Source organism: Actinoplanes sp. NPDC051411 (assembly GCF_040682075.1).
In the GTDB taxonomy this organism is placed as follows: domain Bacteria; phylum Actinomycetota; class Actinomycetes; order Mycobacteriales; family Micromonosporaceae; genus Actinoplanes.
The window spans coordinates 147174-167391 of record NZ_JBFBAD010000003.1 but is presented as its reverse complement, the minus strand read 5'-3'; the positions used below and the strand labels follow the sequence as shown (position 1 = coordinate 167391).

Here is a 20218-nt window from a genome sequence, read left to right as displayed (position 1 = left end):
CGATCAGGCCCCTCTACCGTGTCGCCGCCTCCAGCTCGGTGACCAGGGACGGATCGGTGCCCAGATCGGGGTCCAACAGCTCCAGCACCGCCTTCGGCGACGCCGCGCGCTGGAGGAACGGCCCCGCCCCGGCGTCCGCGACCGGCGCGCCCGCGCCGCGGAGATGCGCGATCCACCCCGCCAGCACGCGGACCGCGCCGGTCGCCGGACGACCGGCCGCGCGCTCGCCCCGGAGGACCGGCAGGACGCGGATCGGGATCTTCTGGGAGCCGTCGGCCGCGATCTGGGCCAGCGTGTGCCGGATCCGCGGGTTGGCGAAGCGCTCCAGCAGCGCCACGCGATAGGCCGAGAGCTCGGCCGGCGGCAGCGGCACGTGGCGTACGGCCTCGTCCCACCACTGGTCGAGCCAGCCGCGGCAGACCGGGTCGGCGACCGCCGACGCGATCGTCTCGTGTCCGCGGGCGCTTGCGGTATAGGCCAGCAGCGAGTGGCCGCCGTTGAGCAGCAACAGTTTGCGCTGCTCGTGCGGGTGCACATCGGACACGAAGCGCGCACCCGACGATTCCCACGCCGGTCGGCCCGCCGGGAAGACGCCGCTCAGCAACCACTCGCTGTAGGGCTCGGTCACCACCGGAACCGCGTCGGGGAAGCCGGCCAGTGACGCCGCGGCGTCGACGTCGGCGGGGGTGGTGCGGGGCGTGATGCGGTCGACCATCGTGGACACGAACGAGACGTGGTCGCGGATCCACGGGACCAGGGCCGGTTCGACCAGGGCGGCGAAGTCGAGCACGACCCGGGCGGTCGTGGTGCCGTTGCCGGGCAGGTTGTCGCAGGAGACCACGGCGATCGGGCCTCCACCGTAGACACGGCGTTCGGCCAGGCCGGCGAAGAGCCGCCCGGGCACGCTCGACACCGGCTCGCCGCGCCGCCAGGCGCGCAGGTCGGCGACGGCCAGCGGGTGGTCGGCGGCGAGGCCGCCGTCCGGCGACCTCAGGTAGGCGGCCTCGGTCACGGTCAGGGTCAGCAGGGCCGTCCGGGGTGACGCCAGGTGCGTCCGCCACGCTTCGAGGTCGGTTCCCGCGTACGCCACGTCGACCGCCGAAACAATCTCCGCCTCGTCGCGCGACGGGCCCCGGGTGAGCAGCGAGTAACGACCGCCCTGCGCGTTCAGCGCGTCGGCCATGTCCGGCGAGCGCCCGGTGAACGCCGCGATCGGCCACCGGTCGGCGTCCGGGGCGTTGGCCGTGTACCAGGCCTGATGGGCGCGGAAGAAGTTGCCCAGTCCGAGATGCACGATCCTCATCTGGCCGGGCCTCACAGCTTGAACACCCGTTTCGGCTGCTCGCTGACCAGGTCGGCCAGCGTCTCGGCGGCCTCGTAGAAGTCGAGGCGGTGCTCGGCGACCAGCCGCGCGAGGTGCCCGGCGTCGAGACGCCGCGACATGTCGTGGCGGGCCGGGATCGAACAGAACGCCCGGGTGTCGTCGATGAACCCGGACAGCCGGCTGAACCCGGCGATCTCGGTCACCGACGACTGGAACTGCCGGATCGCTGACGGATTGTCGAGGAACCACCAGGGCGCACCCGCGTACACCGCCGGATAGAAGCCGGCCAGCGGGGCGATCTCGCGGCCGAAGACGTCGGCGTCGAGCGTGAACAGCACCAGGTGGAAGCCGGGCTCGGTGCCGAACGCGGACAGCAGCGGCTGCAGCGCCCGGGTGAACTCGACCGCGACCGGGATGTCGTGGCCGGTGTCCGGGCCGTACCGGTGCAGGGTCTCCGGGTGATGGTTGCGCCGCACGCCCGGGTGCAGGGTCATGACCAGGCCGTCCTCGACCGACATGCGGGCCATCTCGAACAGCATGTGCCGCCGGAACGCCGTGGTCTCGGCCGGCCCGGCCTCTCCGGCCAGCGCCCGGCGGTAGACCCGGTCGGCCTCGCCCTGGGTGAGCGGCTCGGCGACCGCGTCGGCGTGGCTGTGGTCGGCGGAAACCGCGCCGTGGTCGATGAAGTGCCTTCGGCGCGCGCTCAGCGCGCGGAGATAACCCGCGTACGCGCCGACGTCGGTGTCCGCGGCTTCGCCGAGGCGCTTCACCAGGTCGGGCCAGTCGGTGCGGCCGGGTTCGAGATAGCGGTCGGGCCGGAACGTCGGGGCCACGCGCGTCTTCACCCCCGGGTCGCCGGCCAGGGCGGCGTGCACCTCGAGGTCGTCGGCCGGGTCGTCGGTGGTGGCCAGGAACTCGATGCCGAACCGTTCGAGCAGGGCGCGGGGCCGGTGACTGGGCTGCGTCAGCTTCGCGCTGATCACGTCGTACAGGAAATCGGCGTTGGCGGCCGACGGCCGCTCCGTGACCTCGAAGATCTCGGAAAGCTCGGCGTCGAACCAGTAGCGCACCGGGGTGCCCCGGAAGAGATGCCAGTTGGCGCAGAGCAGGCGCCAGGCCGCGCGGGCCTGCTCCTCGGGCAGCGGCCCGGCACCGACCCCGAGGCGGTCGAGGGTGATCCCGCCCGCGTGCAGCAGGCGGGTCACGTAGTGGTCAGGCTGGACGAACAGGCTGGTCGGGTCGGTGAAGGGCGGGTCGTCGAGGAGCAGGCGCGGATCGACGTGCCCGTGCGGGGAGACGATCGGCAGATCGCGGACGGCGGTGTAGAGCCGGCGGGCGAGGTCGCGGACCTGAGGTTCGGCGGGAAGCAGCCGGTCAGGGTGGAGCCGAAGATCTGCCATCCCTACATCGTGGTGACTGTTCTGTGGCTCAGCAACCGATCCGCTGGGAGCCGACCGCCACATCGTCGTACCAGAGGGTGTCGGCGCCCTCGCCGTAGCTTTCCCAGCCCAGCCGGAGGTCGGTGAGCTTCGGGCGCCAGGTGCGGTTGAGCCACTGGCCGTCGAGGTCGTGGGTCGGCACGCCGTCCTCGGTGAGACCCGCCACGGCGCTGCCGTTGAGCCACGTCTGGATCGTGCCGTCGGCGCCCGAGACCTTGAACTCGACGCAGTTCCAGGTGCCGGTGGGCAGCGGGGCCGACTGGGCGACGCCGGCCGGGCTCTGCTCGGGCAGGGTCGCGTCGTCGGAGGCCCGGTTGAACTGCATGGCGCTGTTCTGGCCGCCGAAGCGCAGGTCCTTGTTGCCGTCGTTGGCGTCCTGCATCGCTACCGCGGTGGTGTGGGAGGCCGGCAGGGCGGTGGTGTGCCGGACCCAGTAGCGGACGAACCACACGTTGCTGCTGGAGCCGAGGATGGCCGTGTCGCGGACGAAGACGTGGTTGCAGTAGCCGGCGGCGCCGTCGACCCGCAGCGAGGTGGTGCCGCTGTGGGAGGTGGTGCGGTCGATGGCCGCGGTGCCGGCGCCCGAGCAGTCGGGGTAGCTGATCGCCCAGTTGCCGGCGGGCGTGGTGCCGGTCTGGTTCTCGAAGCCGTCGCAGTTCGCGCCGGACGAGCAGCCGGCCGGGGGTGGTGTCGTGGGCTGCGAGGTCGGCGGTGTGGTGGGAGCCGTCGGCGGCGGAGTCGTCGGGGCGGTCGTCGGCGACGTCGTGGGCGGTGTGGGCGGTGTGGTCGGGACGTTTCCGTCACAGGCGACGCCGTTGAAGGTGAACGATCCCGGCGCCGCGTTGACCACCCCGGAATAGGTGCCCTGGAAGCCGAACGACGCCGACGCGCCGGTGGCCAGAGCACCGTTCCAGCTCACGTTGGCCGCGGTCACAGCGGCACCCGACTGGGTCACGGTCGCGTTCCACGCGCTGGTCACCTGCTGGTTCCCGTTGAAGGTCCAGCCCAGCGTCCACGAGGAGACCGCTGCCCCGTTGTTGGTCACCTTGACGTCGGCGGTGAAGCCGGTGGACCAGCTGTTGAGCGTGTAGACCACGCCGCAGACGGGCGTGGCGGCCGCCGCCTGCGTGACCGCGACCAGGCCGGCACCAGCGCCGACGAGCAGCGCGGCCGCCGCGCCGAGCAGACGGATCCGCATGAGAGCCTCCTCCAGAGCCGAAGATATGGGAGCGCTCCCATATATCGAAGACCATAACTCCCCGCTCACCCCGGCGCCAGAGCGAACGAAACAGTGGCAGGGTGGAGAGGTGAGCGAAACGATCGGCGGCCCCACCGTCACCCTCGACGACGCGACCGTCCGCGACTTCGTCCTGCGTAACCTCTCGGCCGCCGCACTCGACGGCAAATCCGTCTGCGTGATCGTCCCCGACGCCACCCGCTCCTGCCCGCTCCCCCTGCTGCTGGACGCCATCGGCGACGCCCTCGACGGCCGCGCCACCACGATCACGGTGCTGATCGCTCTCGGCACCCACGCCGCGATGACCGCCGAGCATCTCGAGCGCCACCTCGGCGTACGGAAAAACATGGAGGTCCGCAACCATGAGTGGTGGGATCCGGCGAGGCTGACGTCGGTCGGCGCCATCGGCGCCGAGCGCGTCGCCGAGTTGTCCGAGGGCCGGCTGACCGAGTCGATCGACGTCGTCGTCAACCGCGCGGTCGTCGAGCACGACGTCTGCCTGGTCGTCGGGCCGGTCTTCCCGCACGAGGTGGTCGGCTTCTCCGGCGGCAACAAATACTTCGTCCCGGGCGTCGCCGGCCAGGAGATCATCGACTTCTCGCACTGGCTGGGCGCGCTGATCACCAGCTCCGAGATCATCGGCACGCGCGGGATCACGCCGGTGCGGGCCCTGATCGACGACGCCGTGCACCTGATCCCGACCCGCCGCCTCGCGTTGTGCCTGGTCGTCGAGTCGGGCACCAAGCGCCTGCACGCGGCGTCCTTCGGCCCGCCCGAGGAGGCGTGGGCCGCCTGCGCCGACGTCTCGGCCGAGGTCCACGTGCGCTACCTGCCCCGCCCGGTGCGGCGCGTGCTCTCGCTGGTCAGCCAGAAATACGACGACATGTGGACCGGGGCCAAGGGCTTCTACAAGGTCGAGCCGATCGTCGCCGACGGCGGCGAGGTGATCATCTATGCCCCGCACATCACCGAGATCGCCGAGACGCACCCCGCGATCGCCGAGATCGGCTACCACTGCCGCGACTACTTCGTGAAGCAGTGGGACCGGTTCGCGAGCTACCACTGGGGCGATCTCGCCCACTCGACCCACCTGCGCGGCGCCGGCACCTGGGATCCGATCGAGGGAGAGAAGGACCGCGTCACGGTCACCCTTGCCACCGGCATCGGCGAGGCTGCCGTACGCGCGGTCAACCTCAACTATCTCGACCCGTCAACGATCGACGTCGCCGACTACGAGACCGACCCGGACACGCTCGTCGTGCCGGACGCCGGCGAGGTGCTCTTCCGCCTACGCCAGTGACCGCCGGCGCCGGTTGAGCACCAGCGCGAGCAGCGGGCCGAGATCCCACGCGATCATCACCCACGGCGCCCACCAGCACAGCAGCAGCGTCAGCGCGTAGAACCCGGTCACCGTCCACCCGACACGGAGATCGGCCCGGAACTCGTCCGGATCGACGTCGTCGCGCAGCAGCCCGTCGCGCAGGGCCCAGGTACGAGATCAGGGCGCCGTACTCATGGCCCAGGAAGTCAAGCATGTTGTGCGCGGCCTCGGCCTTGCCGACCGCGGAGGCGTCGAACGCGGGCGAGTTCTCCTCGGGCTTCGGGATGTCGATGACGAGCAGGGTCATCGCGATGGCGAAAACCGCGTCGGTGAAGAAGCCGACACGCTCCGGGGTCAGGCCGGGCGGAATAGGTCGCTCTGATCGCGCGCGGGGGATTATGGCAGCCGCCATGTGTGATACGTCGCGGCAACAATCTTGGAATGTGACCGGCGTGTACTGCCATGATCTCCTCATGCACTGACCAGCGCCGATATAGAGAGGCACGATCATGACCTTGGGTACTCCGGCCGAGGTGTCGGCCGAGGTCCGGGAGGGCAGCTACGGCTCCCGGGTGACTGCGGTGGAGCCCGGCGGCGCCGGCTTCATCCCGCTGGACGAGCGGCACGGCCGCCCCTTGCAGCTGTTCTGGACCTGGATGTCGCCCAACTTCGAGTTCGCGACGATCTTCGTCGGCTTTCTCGCCGCGGCCGTGTTCACCACGTCGTTCGGCACCGCGGTCGCGACGATCGTGCTCGGCACCGCGCTCGGCTCGGCCACCCACGGCATCCTGTCGTCGCGCGGCCCGTCGATGGGCGTGCCACAGATGGTGCTGTCCCGCATCGGCTTCGGCTACCGCGGCAACATCCTGCCGGCCGGCATCAACTCGCTGGTCGCGGGCATCGGCTGGTTCGCCGTCAACAGCGTCTCGGGCGCGCTCGCCCTGGCCACCCTGACCAAGCTGCCCGACCTGCTCTGCCTGGTCATCGTCGTGCTGGCCCAGGTGGCGGTCGCGTTCTTCGGTCACAACCTGGTGCACGCCTTCGAGCGCTACGCGTTCCCGGTCCTCGCGATCATCTTCCTGATCACCTCGGTGGTCATGCTGACCAAGGGCCACTACGGCGGCCGGACGCCGGGCGTGGTCGGCGGCGTCGGCGGCTTCCTGATCTCGGTCGGTGCGACCTTCGGGTACGCGGCGGGCTGGAACCCGTACGCGACCGACTACACCCGCTACATGAAGCCGGACACCAGCCGGGTCGCCACCGGCATCTGGGCCGGCCTCGGCGTCTTCATCTCGTGCACACTGCTCGAGATCGTCGGCGCCGCCTCGGCCACCATCGCCACCAAGACCGGCCTCAACCCGACCGCCGCGTTCACCAGCCACCTGCCGACCTGGCTGGCCGACCTGACGCTGCTGGCGATCGCCCTCGGCGCGATCAGCGCCAACGCGATCAACATCTACTCGGGCTCGATGTCGTTCCTGGCGCTCGGCATCAACCTGCCGTCGCACATCCGCCGGGCGATCGTCTCCGGCGTCTTCGGCGTGCTGGGCTTCCTGCTCGCCTGGACGGGCCTGCACGACGCGGGCGAGAAGTACGAGAACTTCCTGCTGATCATCTCGTACTGGATCGGTCCGTGGCTGGCCGTCTACCTCACCGACTGGTTGCTGCGGCGGGGCAAGCGGGTCGACGGCTTCCTCTACGACAAGAGGCACAACCCGTACAGCGGCGTGATCGCGATGGCGATCGGCATGGCCGTGTCGATCTGGCTGTTCTCCAACCAGAGCGACTACATCGGCCTCGTCCCGAAGCACTGGCCGTCGTTCGGCGACATCGCGTTCGAGGTCGGTTTCGTGGTATCGGCCCTGGTCTACGCCGTGCTCTTCCAGTTCCAGCCCGACCGCGACCGGTCGGAGGCGGCCGTCGTCTGAGCGAGTGCCGCCCCGGGCCGAACCGCCGCAGCCCGCCATGCCTGATCGAATGCCTGGATCGCACTCGATCGCTGAGGATGTCGGCCGCGTGTCCGGCCCGGGAGTGCGCACCGGGTCCCGGCCGTTCCAGGCGGCCAAAGCCGCACCCGGGCGGTCTGGGCCGGTTCGGCTGTTGGCCGCGGATCGCCCACGGCGCCCCTCGGCGACGGATCGCCCACGGCGCCCTTCGGCGACGGGTCGCCTCCGGTGACGGCGGACGGGTCGCCTTCTGCGACGGGTCGCCTTCTGCGACGGGTCGCCTTCTGCGACGGGTCGCCTTCTGCGACGGGTCGCCTTCTGCGACGGGTCGCCTTCTGCGACGGGCGACGGGCGACGGGCGACGGGGAACCGAGAACACCAAGCGGCGCCTCGGCCGGACCGACCTTCTCCGGGACGTGCCGGCCCAGGGGTCCTCGGCCTGCTGGCCGCGGCTCGGCTGATCGCGGGCGGCGCCCACACCTTGCAACTGCGGAACCTCAGCGACCGAACCCACCCGCGCCGGGCTGCCGCTGACCGCATCCTGGCCAAAACGAAAACCCGACCGTGGGCCCCGCAACGTCTCCCGGATCGACGTCGCGATCCGCGTGCCGTGGCCGACCCCGCCGACCCCGCCCACCCCGGCGCACGGACAGGTCCACCTCGCGGATCACCGACGCATCCGGCGCACGTCGTGCCGGAACACCCCGTCGGCCAAGCCGTGCGGGTCGACCCGCTCACCCCGGGCGGCCAGGGACCCACCCCAAGACCGCGGCCGCCTCGACCGAGCCCGGCCGCTCCGCGACCACGGCGGTCGGGGCGGTCGGCGGGCGACGGCTTATCGGGTGCGCGAAGAGAGCCCCACCTCTCCCGCTGAGATCAGATCGGCAGTCGGCGTTGAGGGGTATCGAACCCCGATGGCCCGATCAGCGACATTTCTTTACGGGAAAGAAGATAAAGACGCCGCCCACGGGTCTCTCGACCCATCGGGCGGCGCTCGCGACGCGGTGGTGGCGCGTCACGTTCGCCCGGGATGGAAGCATTGCGGGGTCTGTCGTGACCGTTTCGCCGTCACTTTTCGAGCCCCTTTCCGTGGTCCGTCCCAGTGCCGATCACACTACGAACCGCGGCGCGGGAGCAGCAACGCATTTAAATCGAGGCTACGTGTTCACGCAGATCGTCCGCAGGGGCGGGAAACCGTTGAAGCCGACCGAGGCGTAGGTGGCGGTGTAGGCGCCGGTGCCCTCGATGCGGATGACGTCGCCGACCCGCAGGTCGACCGGCAGGTCGTAGCGGGTGCGCTCGTAGAGGATGTCGACGCTGTCGCAGGTCGGGCCGGCCAGGATCACCGGGCCGACCCGGCCGGAGCCGTCGTGCGGGGTGGTCAGGCGGTATTGGATCGCCTCGCCCTCGGTCTCGGCCAGGCCACCGAAGCGGCCCACGTCGAGATAGACCCAGCGCGGCTCGATGCCGTACGACTTCTGCGAGATCAGCACCACCTCGGCGTGCAGGACGCCGGCCGGCGCGGCGATGTAGCGGCCCGGCTCGATCATCAGCTCGGGCTGGTCGAAACCGAAGTGCCGGACGAGCGCCTCCTCGATCACGGCCGCGTAGTCGTCGATCGGGGCGGCCCGGGCCAGATAGTCGACCGGGAAGCCGCCGCCCGCGTTGAGGACGCGCAGGTTGATGCCGTCGGCCCGCAGCTGGGTGAAGACTCCGGCCGCGATCGCGATGCTGGGCTCCCAGCGGGCCGGGGTCATCTGCTGCGATCCGACGTGGAACGCGATGCCGGCCGCGTCCAGTCCGAGGCGGGCGGCCCGGCGCAGCAGGTCGACGGCCATCTCGGGGGCGCAACCGAACTTGCGGCTCAACGGCCAGCGGGCGCCGCGGCTCGACGCGAGCACCCGGCAGATCACCGACGCGTCGGGGGCGTGGATGGCGAGCTTGTCCAATTCGGCCCAGCTGTCGAACGCGAAGAGGCGGACACCGCGGCGGTAGGCGTACGCGATGTCCTGGGCCTTTTTGATGGTGTTGCCGTAGGACAGGTGGGACGGGTCGGCGCCGGCGTCCAGGCACAGGTCGACCTCGGACGGGCTGGCCACGTCGAACCGGCAACCGGCCGTGACGAGCCGGCGCACCAGGGCCGGTTCCGGGTTGGCCTTCACCGCGTAATGGACGTGGCCGTCCGGGAAGGCGCCGGCGATCCGGCGGTGTTGCGCGGCGGCCACCGCGACATCGATGACCAGGCAGGGGGTCTGGGCGACGGCTTCCGGAGCGGGCCGGCGGGCCGCTTCTTCATCGGCGGTCACGGTCATGGCGTCAGACTACGACGACAACCGGTATCGATACAGAAGCAGAGAGTAGTAATCGCAGCCAAGAGGGCTGATGATCCATTGTGACCGTTACCATCCGTTGATGGCCCCGACCGCACCGATCAGCGAACTCAACACCGACTTCAGCTCCCCCGAGGCCACCGCCCGGCCGTGGCCCGACGTCGAGAGGGTGCTGACCACGGCCGAGATGTTCTGGATCTCGACCGTCCGCGCGGACGGGCGTCCACACGTGACGCCGATTCCCGCGGTCTGGCACGACAACGCTCTGCACATCTGCACCGGAGACCGGGAGCAGAAGGCCCGCAACCTCGACCACGACGCGCACTGCGTGCTGACCACCGGCACACCCTCGATCGACACCGGACTCGACGTGATCGTCGAGGGCACCGCCCGGCGCGTGACCGATCGTGACCGGCTGGCCACGCTGGCCGCACTGTGGAAGGAACGGCTCAACTGGGACTTCCAGGTCGGCGAAGATTCTTTTTCCGACGACGGCGGGCGAAAAGGCCTGGTCTTCGCGGTGTCACCGGCCAAAATCCTGGCGTTCGGCAAGGGCGAGCCCTATTCGCAGACCCGATTTCGGTTCCCGCGGTGACAGCGGCCGGATTTCTGTCCGTCAGAGATGCCCCGTGAACGAAGGGGTGCTCCGATGACGATTGTGCTGGGCCTGATCTTTGCCGCCGGCGCGGCGGCCGTGGTCGTCTGCGTGTTCGCCTGGAATCCCGGCTGGGCCGAGGCCGACGGACCCACCGAGGGGTGGAACGTGCCCGTCTACCGGCTCGGGCAGTGGGCCGAGGAGAACCAGCCGCACCACCACAGCGAGCCGACCCTGGCCGAGATCACCAGCTGCCTCTACTGCGGGTCGGCTGGCCACACGACCTTCCTGCACGCCAGCCGCTGAAAAGCCTCCGGGGGCGTCAGGCGGGACGGAAGGTCACCTCTTCTTCCTTCCCGTCCCAGGTGACGGTGCTGCGGGCGGGCTCGGTGGCGGCAACCAGCCGGCCCGCCCGCAGCACCTGAAACCGCGGTCGTTGCAAACGCAGCGCCTCGGCTTCGGACCGCGCGTCGAAGACGACCAGGTCGGCCGGCCCGCCGATGTGCAGTCCATAGTCGGCCACACCGAGGGCGGCGGCGGGCGCGACAGTAATCATGTCGATGAGGGTGCGCAGCTCCTGGGCGCCGCTCATGTGCCCGAGATGGGCGAGCACGAACGCGGCCTGCAGCGGATCGGCGTGACCGAGCGGGTACCACGGATCCATGACGGAGTCGTGGCCGATCGCAACGTTCACCCCCGCTTCCAGAAGTTGCTTCACCCGGGTGTGACCCCGCCGGATCGGGCCCTGATCGAAGCGGCCCTGCAACACGGCGTTGTCGAGCGGGTTGGTCACCATGTGCAGCCCGGCGCGGGCGATGTTGGTGATCAGGCGGCCGGCGTACGCCGCGTTGTAGGAGTGCATCGCCGTGGTGTGACTGGCCGTGACCCGGCCGCTCATCCCCCGCCGGATCGTCTCGGCCGCCATCGTCTCGACGAACCGCGAATGCTCGTCGTCGGTCTCGTCGCAGTGGATGTCGACCCGCAGGCCGTGCTCCTCGGCCAGCGCCATCGCGAACCGGACCGACTCGACGCCGTCCTCCCGGGTCAGCTCGAAGTGCGGGATCGCCCCGACCACGTCGGCACCCACCTCGACCGCCCGTCTCATCAGGTCGGCGCCGCCGTCGAAGCCGAGAATGCCCTGCTGCGGGAAGGCCACCAGCTGCAGATCGACCAGGCCGCGGGCCTCCTCCCGCAGCTCGACCAGGGCCCGCAGCGCGGTCAGCTCGGGGTCGCAGACGTCGACGTGGCTGCGGACGTGCTGGACGCCGTGGGCCAGCTGCCAGCGCAACACCTGGCGGACGCGGTCCTTCACGTCGCCGGCCGTCAGGTCCTCCACCCGCTCGGCCCAGATCGCGATGCCCTCGAACAGGGAACCGGACGCGTTCGAACGGGGCTGGCCCTCGGTCAGGACCGCGTCGAGGTGGATATGCGGCTCGACCAGAGGCGGGGTGACCAGGCGACCGCCGAGATCCCGCGTCTCGCGCGCCTCCGGCTGCGCGGGCACGATGCGACCGCCGTCGACGCCGATGTCACCGCGCGACGTGTTCTTGAGCAGGAGGTCGATCACGCCTTCTCCCGGAATTCCGCCAATACCCGGCGCAGGTGGACACCGAGCAGATCGGCGCGGACGTGAAGTTCGTCGCGCATGCGCAACGGTAGACCCGGAAGTCGCATCTTGTGCTGCAGCTCAAGATCTTCCGCGAGCACGGCCTCCTCGAACGCGACCTCGCCCGCCACCACCTCGGGCCCCGGATCGGCGACACCGCCGATGCCGTGGAGCAGCATTTTCGTATAGACGCGGGTGCTGGTCAGCGACTCCGGCTGGGCGAAGAACAGAATCGTCTTGACCGCGCCCGCGTCGAGTTCCTCCAGGCGCAGCATGAGCTGGAACGGGGCCCGATAGACGTAGGTCGCCCGGCGACGCTGCCGCAGCGGCCTCTCACCGCTGAGAACCCCGGGATCGGCCGGATTGTCGAACCACTGGTCCTGCACACTGCGGCAGCCGAATTCCTCGACGGTCACCTCATAACGCTCGACCAGTTTCTCGTCGGTCGCGCCGAACGTCTTCACGTGCACAAAAGGAAAATGGGCGACATCCAGGAAATTGTCGGCCACCACGCCCGCCGAGACCGGGGTGCGCACCGGAGGCAGCCAGGCGCCCACATAGTCGCGGTCGTCGTCATCCGGGTCGGGGAAAAGGTCGGTCAACGGCTCTTCCGGAGCCAGCCACAAAAGGCCCCACCGCTCGCGTGTCTCGTATTCGGTCAGTCGAAGCGTCGCCCCAGGAGGCGTACGGAAGAAAGGTCTTCACCGACCACCGCGACCGGATGCCAGGCCCGGGCCAGCGACGGATCCTCATTGGTGAAAAGATCCTCCGGATCTTTTTCCGGCAGTTCGCCCGCCGCGACCTGAACCTGACCCCCGTGAATGCGCGTCCTGACGGCCGGCAGGCTCGCCCTCGGCGGCGCCGCACCCTCCTGCGAAGGAAGCGCCACGCAGGCGCCGGCCGCGTCGAATTCCCACCCGTGATAGGCACACTGAAGCCGGCCGTCATTATTGGTCGCCGCGGAAAGCGGAACCAGGCGATGCGGGCAGCGATCGGCGAAAACCACCGGCTCGGCGCCGGCTTCCGGCCGCCACAGCATCAGAGGTACGCCGTGAGCCGTGACCGCCATCGGCCGGGTGCCCACCTCGTCGTCGCACGCGACGGACAACCATTCCATGCCGGTCAGTCTGCTCTCCCGGTGTTACGAGATGCATCCCCGGACGACTACTGTCTCGGCCGTGACGTTCTCGATCGTGGCCCGCTCGGCCGACGGCAAGGCCCTCGGCGTGGCCGTGGCCAGCAAGTTCCTCGGTGTCGGGGCCGCCGTCCCGGCCGCCCTGGCCGAAGTCGGCGCCGTGGCGACGCAGTCATATGCAAATCTGGCCTATCGCCCGCAGACCCTGGCGCTGCTCGCCAGCGGCGTCTCGGCCCCGTTCGCCGTCCAGGCCCTGACCGCCGGCGACGAGGGCCCGGTCCCCCAGCGCCAGGTCGGCGTCGTCGGCGCCACCGGCCCCGGAGCGACCTTCACCGGCGACGAATGCCACCCGTGGGCGGGCGGCGTGGCCGGCGACGGCTACGCCATCCAGGGCAACATGCTGGCCGGCCCGTCGGTCGTCGGCGCGATGGAAGCCGCCTGGCTGTCAGCATCGTCCCTTTCGTTCCCGTACCGCCTGCTGGAGGCCCTGGGCGCCGGCGACGAGGCGGGCGGCGACCGCCGCGGCCGCCAGAGCGCCGCGCTGCTGGTCGCCGCGAAGGGCATGGGCTACGGCGGCACCAGCGACGTCTGGGTCGACCTGCGCGTCGACGACCACCCCGACCCGGTGGCCGAACTGCTCCGCCTGATGGAGCTCCACACGCTGTACTTCGAGCGCCCCGACCCGGAAACCTTGATCCCGCTGACCGGCGAGGTGGAGTCGGAGGTCCGTTCGCTGCTGGCGTCGGTCGACGAGAACGACTCCGACCTCGACAGGGCACTGGCGTCGTGGGCCGGCATCGAAAACCTCGAGGAGCGCCTGGTGGCCGGCTCCATCGACCCCCTGGTCCTCGACCAGCTGCGGGCCGCCGCCGCCCGCTGACCCACCGTGTCGACGCGGCTCCTTATGCCGCCCGCCGTGTCGCCCCGCCTCCTTATGCCGGCCGCCGTGTCGACGCGCCTCCCTATGCCGGCCGCCGTCGCCGCCCGCTGACCTGCCGTGTCGACGCGGCTCCCTATGCTGCCCGGATGACCGAGAAGCTCCGCCTGTCCGCGACGCCCTCCATCGCGGCCCGCGTGATCGGTACAGTCGCCGGCCTGATCTTCGTCGTGGTCGGCATCGCCTTCGCCGCGCTGCCACTGATCGCCGACGGCTGGCTGCGCGACCTGACCGGCGACAACAGCGCCTCGTGCGACGGCCTCCAGGGCATCCCGTCCAGTGCACTCCCACCGGAACTCCGCGACTGCGCCAACCTGCCCTCGGCCACCCTCCCGCACCCCGGCCTGGGCCCGATCCGCTTCGTAGGTCTGATCGGCCTACCGTTCGCCCTGCTGGGCCTCTACCTGATCGTCCGGGTCCTGCGCACGGCCGCCTGGCTCGACGGCCCAACCTTGCATCTCCGCTACGCCCTGACCACCCGCAGCGCCAACCTCTCCACCGCCGACGTCTCGATCGACCAGATCACCCGCCGAACCACAGACGACGGCCGCCCGGTGATCCGCCAGGTCCCCACCCTGGCGGCCAAGGACGTGGACGCCCCAGCCCCGATCCGCCTGCCCCTACTGCTCCCGGCGACCGAACTACGAGCCCTGGCCGACGCCATAGCCACTGGCCGCGCCCCCGAAGGCCGCGACCGCGACGCCCGCCGAACAGCCAACCAACTCCGCGCCGCCGCCGACAACCCCCTGGCCCACCGCCTATAGCAAGCCCGTGAGCCGCCGCAATGCCCCGCGGTCGATCCCGCGCAGCGTCGTCGTCGAGTCCGGTCCGCACCGCGTAGCTCGCCCGGTGTCTTGGCCGTCGTCCCATCAACTCGTCGGTCGAGTTGAGATCGCTGCCCACGGTCGGCGCCCGGCTAGGGCGAGCCACGCCGCGAAGTCCGGCCGCCCCTGGCCGAGTCAGCCGCGGAGGTAGGCGAGGACAGCCCGGACGCGGCGGTGGTCGTCGATGTCGGGCGGGAGGTCGAGCTTGGTGAGCAGGCTGTTGATGTGTTTGGCGACCGCCGCGTCGCTGACCCTCATGTGCCGGGCGATCGCGGCGTTGGAGCGACCCTCCGCCATCAGCCCGAGCACCTCCAGCTCGCGGCCGCTCAGCAACCGCCGCGGGTCACGCTGCCGTCCGACCAGTTGCCGGAACACCTCGGGGTCGACCACCGTCCGCCCGGCCGCGACGGCCACCAGCGCGTCGACGAACTCGGTCACGTCGCCGACGCGATCCTTGAGCAGGTAGCCGACCGCCCCGGACTGACTCGACTCGAGCAACTCGTCGGCGTAGGTCTGATGCACGTACTGCGAGAGCACCAACACCGGCAGATCCGGGTCGGAGGCCCGCAGCTCGATGGCGGCCCTCAGCCCCTCGTCGCTGAACCCGGGCGGCATCCGCACGTCGGTCACCACGATGTCAGGCTGATGCTCGGCAACGGCCTCCTTGAGCGCCACCGCGTCCCCCACCGCGGCCACAACCTCATGCCCGAACTTCCGCAGCATCACGGCAACGCCCTCCCGCACAATGACGCCGTCCTCGGCGATCACCACCCGCAGCCCGTCACCCATCACCCCTCACCTCCACTCGCCATGTCGCCTTTCCGCCCCCACCCGACTGCCATCGCCTCGCCGCCGGCGGCGCTCGCACCCGGCGGCCGACTTCTCACTGCTGGCAGCTGACAACCACGCGCGGCACTCGCGGCCAGCCCAGCCCCGCACGGCCCTAGCCATGCACAGCCCCAGCCCCGCACGGCCCTAGCCATGCACAGCCCCAGCCATGCACAGTCCCGGCCATGCGCGTCGCAGCTCTGGGCGGCTCAGCCCCAGCGCGATCTGGATCGTGGCGGCGGAGTTGGGCCGGCGGGGTCATGCAGTTAGCGGGATTTCTACGCGGAGGAGGGTGGGGCCGCCTGCTGGGCTGGAGATGGCCACGGTGCCGTCGACTGCGGCTACGCGGTCGGCGAGGCCGGTCAAGCCCGAGCCCTCGGCCGGGTCGGCGCCGCCCAGACCGTCGTCGCGGATCTGGACAATGAGGCGGGAGTCGACAACCTCGGCGTCGACCGCGGCCTGGCGGGCGGCGCTGTGCTTGGCCACGTTGGTGAGGGCTTCGACCACGACGAAGTAGGCCGTCACCTCGATCGTCGAGGGAAGCCGGTCGGGCAGCCGGATGCGGAGGTCGACCGGGACCGCGGCCGTAGCGGCCACATCTTCGACAGCGGCGCCGAGACCACGGTCGGTCAGCACCTTGGGGTGGACGCCGCGGATCAGTTCACGGAGGTCGGTCAGGGCCTGCTTGGCCATCTGGTGGGCGACTCCGACCTGCTCGGCGGCGGGCGAGTCGCCGGGCAGTTCGAGCCGGGCCATGCCGAGCTGCATGGTCAGGGCGACCAGCCGCTGCTGGGCGCCGTCGTGCAGGTCGCGCTCGATGCGGCGCCGCTCGAGCTCGAAGGCGTCGACCAGCCGGGCCCGTGAGCGGGTGACCTCGACGAGCTTGGCGTCGGCGTCGTCGAAGCGAGGCGCGAGGATCGCCCGGGCCATCGCCGCCCGCGCACCGGCCCAGGCGGTCACCGGGTAGGCCAGGATCACGGCGAGCGGGAAACCGGCGATGGCCATCGGGATGGTCATGCTCAGGGGCGAGTCGTGGATGTAGAACGGTCCGGCGATCAGCGTCAGCGGTATGTAGACCGCGCCGCCGACCACCAGCGCATCCATCCAGCACAGCATCAGGGCGGACACCATCGTGTAGGCCAGCTCGCGCCAGGTCGCCTGCTCCTTGAGGCGGAGCATGACCCAGGCGCGGAGGCCACGATTTGGCGCGGGGCGGTGCGGGTCGGGCAGCACGTTGAAGTCGATCAGGCGCATCCGCCAGCGCTCGAGCCGGCCGACGGCCACACCGGCCAGCACGGTGGCTATATAGCCCCCGATGCCGATGACCACCACCGAGAGGACCACTCCGGCCAAGAGCAAGCCGGCCACCGCGAGGATGGTCGCGAAGCCGAGCAGTGCGCCGCCGGCCAGGTAGGCCAGGGAACGCCACGGCCAGGCCGAGGCTAGAAACTGCGTCGGCCGCATCGTGAGCGCGTCGAGCGCGTTGCGGACCGGCATGGGCGAGACGCTACCGGCGTCCCGCGCCGGCTGTCGGTAGTGCAGGGTTTACCTTTTTTCTCTATCCAGCGTTACTGTGCGCGATCGCCCGGGCCGGTTAGCTGTTCGGCATGACGAGGCAGAGCACACCACCGGCAGTCGAGCTGAGGAGCGTCGTCAAGGCGTACGGAAGCGGTGAGCGCAAGGTTGTCGCGTTGGCCGGCCTTGACGTGGTCTTCGCGAGTGCGACGTTCACCGCGGTCATGGGGCCGTCCGGGTCGGGCAAATCGACGCTGCTGCATTGCGCGGCCGGCCTCGATCGCGCGACCTCGGGCGAGGTGGTCATCGACGGCACGCCGATCGGCAGGATGTCCGAGCGCGCGCTCACCAGGTTGCGACGCGAACGGGTCGGCTTCGTGTTCCAGGCATTCAACCTGATCGGAGCCCTGACCGCGGCGCAGAATGTCGCGCTCCCCCTGCGTCTGGCCGGGCGCAAGCCGGCCTCCGGTGAGGTGACGGCGATGCTCGACGAGGTCGGCCTCGGCGATCGGGCGGGGCATCGTCCCTCCGAGCTCTCCGGGGGTCAGCAGCAGCGGGTGGCCATCGCCCGGGCCCTGGTCACGAGGCCGGCGGTGCTCTTCGCCGACGAGCCGACGGGCGCTCTCGACGCGGCCTCCGGGCGGGAGGTGCTGGGTCTGCTCCGAGCCGCGGTCGACCGCCACGGGCAGACGATTGTGATGGTCACCCACGATCCGTTCGCGGCCGCGCACGCCGACCGGGTGCTGTTTCTGGCCGACGGGCGGGTCGTCGACGAACTGATCGAGCCCACCGGTGCCCAGGAGATCGCCGTGCGCACCGCCCGGCTCGAGGAATCTCGCGCGGCGGTGACGCGATGAGCCTCGCCTGGCCGATGGTGCGGCATCGATTCGCCGCGTTCGCCGGCACCTTCATCGCGATCGCCTTCGGCGTCGCGGTCGTCGCCGGTGCCACCACTGTTTATCTCTCGTCACAGCCGCAGGCGCCGGCGCGTTATGACCAAGCCCCCGTGCTCGTGCGGTCGCCGTCGATCGGCGACAACGAGGACGGCCTACCGGAATACGAGTCCTGGAGTGCAACCGAGGCCGCGACTCTGGCCGAGCGGCTCGGTGCGGTGAAGGGCGTGCGCGATGCCGTCGCCGACCCGGCTTTCTACGTCCAGCGCGTTTCGGACGGGCACGCGGTCGGCGATCCGGAGGCGTCCCGCATCGATGGGCACACCTGGTCGTCGGCCGCGTTGGGCGGCTATCGACTGATGACCGGTGTCGCGCCGGAGCACGACGGCGAGGTTGCGGTCGCCGGGATGGCGCCGGGCGACGAACTGTCCGTGATCACCTCCGCGGGCACGGCAACATGGCGGGTCACCGGGACGACCGACGGCCCCGGGTTCTACGTCGCGGACCAGTCGGCGGCGCGCATGTCGGCGGGTGTGCGCGTCATCGGGCTGACGGTGACCGGCGATCCGGCACAGATCGCGGAGGCGGCGCGATCGGTCGTCGGCGCCCACGGGGCGGTGCTGACCGGCAGCACTCGCGACAAGCTTGAGCCCGAGGAGATCACCCGCGTCCGCTGGCTCGGTGCCCAGCTGCTGATCGTCATGGTTGCGCTGGGCGTGTTCGTCACGGTCTTCGTGGTCGCCTCCACCTGCGCCCTCACCGCGGCGCAACGGCGCCGCGAGATCGGGCTGCTGCGGTCGGTGGGCGCGACGCCGGGGCAGGTCCAGCGTTTGATGTACGCCGAGGTGGCCGTGGTCGCCGTCCTGGGCGGCCTCGTCGGCGTGTCGCTCGGTGCCCTGACCGCGCCCTTGCTGGCCGGGCCGCTCGTCGACACCGGCCTGGAGCCGACGGGGTTCACGGTCCACGCGCAGCCGTTGGCGCTGGCCGGTGCGTTCCTGCTCGGGCTGGCCGTCGCGCTGCTCGGCGTGGCCGTGGTCGCGCGCCGGGCCAGCCGGACGCCCGCGCTCGACGCCCTGCGGGAGGCGGCGGGCGAACGCCGGTCGATGACCCTCCTGCGCTGGATTGCCGGGATCGGCGCGACGGCGGGAGGCGTCGCGCTGCTGGCAACGTTGCCGTCGATGCCGATCGGGGTCCGCTCGACGGCCGGGCTCGGCGGTGCGATGTTGCTCCTGACCGGTGCGGCGTTCCTGTCCCCCGTCGTGATCGTGCCCCTGGTCCGGGTGGTCACCTGGCCGTGGCGGCGGGCGGCCACGGGGATGCTGGTGCGCGAGGGCACGCTGGTGGCCGTCCGGCGGGTCGCCTCGACCGCCGCGCCGGTATTGCTCACGGTCGGGTTCACGGTTCTGCTGACCGGCACGGTGGCGACCATCTCCAAGGTCGAGGGCCTCGACGAGAAGGCGAAGATCCCGGCGGCGACGGTGCTCGCACCGGACGGCACACCCGGGCTGAGCGCGGCGGCGGTCGAGGCCCAGAGGGGCACGGCCCGCCTCAGCACGCGCGTGTTGGTCGCGGCCGGCGGGACGGTCGCCGGTCACGACGCGGCCGGAATCACCGGCCGCCGCGGCCTGACGCTCGATCGCGACACCGCCAGGAAGCTGCACGCCTCGGCCGGAACCGCACTACGTATCCGGATGACCGACGGCACGGAGTCGACGATCAAGGTCACCGCGGTCAAGGCCGATGCTGGTGCGGACCTCGTGCTGCCGTGGGAGACCGTGCGGCGGCACGACCCGGGCGCGCTCGCCGACTACGCGGTGCTTGACGGCCCGCCGGTCGGGGCCGCCGGTGCGAGAGCGATGTCGGCGCAGGACTACGTGCAGGAGGGGCTCGACGACGAGAACCAGCTGATCGACCTCTTCCTGGTGGTGATGATCGGGCTGGGGGTGGGATATACGGGCTTGGCCATCGCCAACACGCTGCTGATGGCGACTTCGGCGCGGCGGCCCGAGTTCCAGGCGCTGCGGCTGGCCGGCGCGACCACGGGACAGGTGTTGCGGGTGACGACCGTGGAGGCTCTGGTCTCGGTGGCCGTCGGCACGGCGCTCGGTGCGGTGGTCGCGGCGATCTCGCTCAACGGCGTGCGGGCCGCGGTCGCGGCGGAATTGCACCGCGCCGTCGAGATCGTGGTGCCGTGGTCGTCGGCGGTCACGGTCACGGTGGCGTGCGCACTTGTCGCCGTGGCAGCCACGGCTACCCCGGTCCTGCGCCGACGCTGACCCGGCGGATAG

Annotated in this window: 18 protein-coding genes and 1 pseudogene; 8 read left to right on the top strand and 11 right to left on the bottom strand. The window is 70.9% G+C overall.

Annotated features, from left to right (window positions below; translation table 11 throughout):
• Positions 1-13 precede the first annotated feature (13 nt).
• Genes AB0M88_RS02760 through AB0M88_RS02750 form a run of 3 tightly spaced genes read right to left on the bottom strand, consistent with a single transcriptional unit; the run spans position 14 to position 3961 of the window.
• A complete protein-coding gene (locus tag AB0M88_RS02760; RefSeq protein ID WP_364094341.1) occupies positions 14-1303 on the bottom strand; it encodes a mannitol dehydrogenase family protein in 1290 nt (429 codons plus the stop codon).
• 11 nt (positions 1304-1314) lie between these two features.
• Positions 1315-2724: a glucuronate isomerase gene (gene uxaC / locus AB0M88_RS02755; protein WP_364094339.1), complete on the bottom strand. Its 1410-nt coding sequence runs from the start codon at positions 2722-2724 to the stop codon at positions 1315-1317.
• Between the two features lie 28 nt (positions 2725-2752).
• Positions 2753-3961 carry a cellulose-binding domain-containing protein gene (locus tag AB0M88_RS02750; protein WP_364094336.1) on the bottom strand — a complete coding sequence of 403 codons (1209 nt, stop codon included), beginning with the start codon at positions 3959-3961 and terminating at the stop codon, positions 2753-2755.
• 109 nt (positions 3962-4070) lie between these two features.
• Between AB0M88_RS02750 and AB0M88_RS02745 the strand changes: the two genes are divergently transcribed.
• Positions 4071-5300 (top strand): lactate racemase domain-containing protein, encoded by a 1230-nt coding sequence (locus AB0M88_RS02745; RefSeq protein WP_364094334.1) that lies wholly within the window; start codon positions 4071-4073, stop codon positions 5298-5300.
• Here the strand turns inward: AB0M88_RS02745 and AB0M88_RS02740 are convergent.
• Both AB0M88_RS02740 and AB0M88_RS02735 read right to left on the bottom strand, forming a co-directional pair.
• The gene (locus AB0M88_RS02740; RefSeq protein ID WP_364094462.1) at positions 5289-5411 is read right to left on the bottom strand and encodes a hypothetical protein; all 123 of its coding nucleotides are present in this window, start codon (positions 5409-5411) and stop codon (positions 5289-5291) included. The genes AB0M88_RS02745 and AB0M88_RS02740 overlap by 12 nt on opposite strands.
• Positions 5412-5562: 151 nt before the next feature.
• Positions 5563-5733, bottom strand: a pseudogene (locus AB0M88_RS02735) (TMEM175 family protein); the annotation flags it as partial.
• A gap of 97 nt (positions 5734-5830) precedes the next feature.
• Between AB0M88_RS02735 and AB0M88_RS02730 the strand changes: the two are divergent.
• A complete protein-coding gene (locus AB0M88_RS02730) occupies positions 5831-7249 on the top strand; it encodes a cytosine permease (protein WP_364094331.1) in 1419 nt (472 codons plus the stop codon).
• Between the two features lie 1175 nt (positions 7250-8424).
• On the opposite strand, the gene AB0M88_RS02725 is transcribed toward AB0M88_RS02730, so the two are convergent.
• Positions 8425-9579 carry a type III PLP-dependent enzyme gene (locus AB0M88_RS02725; RefSeq protein ID WP_364094329.1) on the bottom strand — a complete coding sequence of 385 codons (1155 nt, stop codon included), beginning with the start codon at positions 9577-9579 and terminating at the stop codon, positions 8425-8427.
• 100 nt (positions 9580-9679) lie between these two features.
• Between AB0M88_RS02725 and AB0M88_RS02720 the strand changes: the two genes are divergently transcribed.
• Positions 9680-10192, top strand: a complete 513-nt coding sequence (locus AB0M88_RS02720; protein WP_364094327.1) for a pyridoxamine 5'-phosphate oxidase family protein — start codon at positions 9680-9682, stop codon at positions 10190-10192.
• Positions 10193-10246: 54 nt separating this feature from the next.
• The gene (locus AB0M88_RS02715; protein WP_364094324.1) at positions 10247-10498 is read left to right on the top strand and encodes a hypothetical protein; all 252 of its coding nucleotides are present in this window, start codon (positions 10247-10249) and stop codon (positions 10496-10498) included.
• Positions 10499-10514: 16 nt separating this feature from the next.
• Here the strand turns inward: AB0M88_RS02715 and codA are convergent, their stop codons facing one another.
• Genes codA through AB0M88_RS02700 form a run of 3 tightly spaced genes read right to left on the bottom strand, consistent with a single transcriptional unit; the run spans position 10515 to position 12915 of the window.
• Positions 10515-11759 carry a cytosine deaminase gene (codA, locus tag AB0M88_RS02710; protein WP_364094321.1) on the bottom strand — a complete coding sequence of 415 codons (1245 nt, stop codon included), beginning with the start codon at positions 11757-11759 and terminating at the stop codon, positions 10515-10517.
• On the bottom strand, positions 11756-12400 hold the full coding sequence (locus AB0M88_RS02705) for a hypothetical protein (RefSeq protein WP_364094318.1): 645 nt from the start codon (positions 12398-12400) through the stop codon (positions 11756-11758). The genes codA and AB0M88_RS02705 overlap by 4 nt, the downstream gene beginning before the upstream one ends.
• 56 nt (positions 12401-12456) lie before the next feature.
• On the bottom strand, positions 12457-12915 hold the full coding sequence (locus AB0M88_RS02700; RefSeq protein WP_364094317.1) for a Rieske 2Fe-2S domain-containing protein: 459 nt from the start codon (positions 12913-12915) through the stop codon (positions 12457-12459).
• Between the two features lie 31 nt (positions 12916-12946).
• Between AB0M88_RS02700 and AB0M88_RS02695 the strand changes: the two genes are divergently transcribed.
• Complete coding sequence (locus tag AB0M88_RS02695; protein WP_364094455.1) at positions 12947-13813, top strand: DUF1028 domain-containing protein; 867 nt, start codon at positions 12947-12949, stop codon at positions 13811-13813.
• Between the two features lie 146 nt (positions 13814-13959).
• The gene (locus AB0M88_RS02690; protein WP_364094314.1) at positions 13960-14634 is read left to right on the top strand and encodes a hypothetical protein; all 675 of its coding nucleotides are present in this window, start codon (positions 13960-13962) and stop codon (positions 14632-14634) included.
• 195 nt (positions 14635-14829) lie between these two features.
• On the opposite strand, the gene AB0M88_RS02685 is transcribed toward AB0M88_RS02690, so the two are convergent.
• Positions 14830-15471 carry a response regulator transcription factor gene (locus tag AB0M88_RS02685; RefSeq protein ID WP_364094452.1) on the bottom strand — a complete coding sequence of 214 codons (642 nt, stop codon included), beginning with the start codon at positions 15469-15471 and terminating at the stop codon, positions 14830-14832.
• Between the two features lie 309 nt (positions 15472-15780).
• Entirely contained in the window at positions 15781-17019 is a 1239-nt protein-coding gene (locus AB0M88_RS02680; RefSeq protein ID WP_364094311.1) for a sensor histidine kinase, read from the bottom strand.
• Positions 17020-17129: 110 nt separating this feature from the next.
• On the opposite strand from AB0M88_RS02680, the gene AB0M88_RS02675 reads away from it, so the two are divergent.
• Both AB0M88_RS02675 and AB0M88_RS02670 read left to right on the top strand, forming a co-directional pair.
• Positions 17130-17894 carry an ABC transporter ATP-binding protein gene (locus AB0M88_RS02675; protein WP_364094308.1) on the top strand — a complete coding sequence of 255 codons (765 nt, stop codon included), beginning with the start codon at positions 17130-17132 and terminating at the stop codon, positions 17892-17894.
• The gene (locus AB0M88_RS02670; protein WP_364094305.1) at positions 17891-20206 is read left to right on the top strand and encodes an FtsX-like permease family protein; all 2316 of its coding nucleotides are present in this window, start codon (positions 17891-17893) and stop codon (positions 20204-20206) included. The genes AB0M88_RS02675 and AB0M88_RS02670 overlap by 4 nt, the downstream gene beginning before the upstream one ends.
• Positions 20207-20218: the final 12 nt, after the last annotated feature.

Coding starts and splice junctions, on each gene's coding strand:
- AB0M88_RS02760 (WP_364094341.1), bottom strand. CDS start 1,303: ATGAGGATCGTGCATCTCGGACTGGGCAACTTCTTCCGCGCCCATCAG.
- uxaC (WP_364094339.1), bottom strand. CDS start 2,724: ATGGCAGATCTTCGGCTCCACCCTGACCGGCTGCTTCCCGCCGAACCT.
- AB0M88_RS02750 (WP_364094336.1), bottom strand. CDS start 3,961: ATGCGGATCCGTCTGCTCGGCGCGGCGGCCGCGCTGCTCGTCGGCGCT.
- AB0M88_RS02730 (WP_364094331.1), top strand. CDS start 5,831: ATGACCTTGGGTACTCCGGCCGAGGTGTCGGCCGAGGTCCGGGAGGGC.
- AB0M88_RS02725 (WP_364094329.1), bottom strand. CDS start 9,579: ATGACCGTGACCGCCGATGAAGAAGCGGCCCGCCGGCCCGCTCCGGAA.
- AB0M88_RS02720 (WP_364094327.1), top strand. CDS start 9,680: ATGGCCCCGACCGCACCGATCAGCGAACTCAACACCGACTTCAGCTCC.
- AB0M88_RS02715 (WP_364094324.1), top strand. CDS start 10,247: ATGACGATTGTGCTGGGCCTGATCTTTGCCGCCGGCGCGGCGGCCGTG.
- AB0M88_RS02700 (WP_364094317.1), bottom strand. CDS start 12,915: ATGGAATGGTTGTCCGTCGCGTGCGACGACGAGGTGGGCACCCGGCCG.
- AB0M88_RS02695 (WP_364094455.1), top strand. CDS start 12,947: ATGCATCCCCGGACGACTACTGTCTCGGCCGTGACGTTCTCGATCGTG.
- AB0M88_RS02690 (WP_364094314.1), top strand. CDS start 13,960: ATGACCGAGAAGCTCCGCCTGTCCGCGACGCCCTCCATCGCGGCCCGC.
- AB0M88_RS02680 (WP_364094311.1), bottom strand. CDS start 17,019: ATGCCGGTCCGCAACGCGCTCGACGCGCTCACGATGCGGCCGACGCAG.
- AB0M88_RS02675 (WP_364094308.1), top strand. CDS start 17,130: ATGACGAGGCAGAGCACACCACCGGCAGTCGAGCTGAGGAGCGTCGTC.
- AB0M88_RS02670 (WP_364094305.1), top strand. CDS start 17,891: ATGAGCCTCGCCTGGCCGATGGTGCGGCATCGATTCGCCGCGTTCGCC.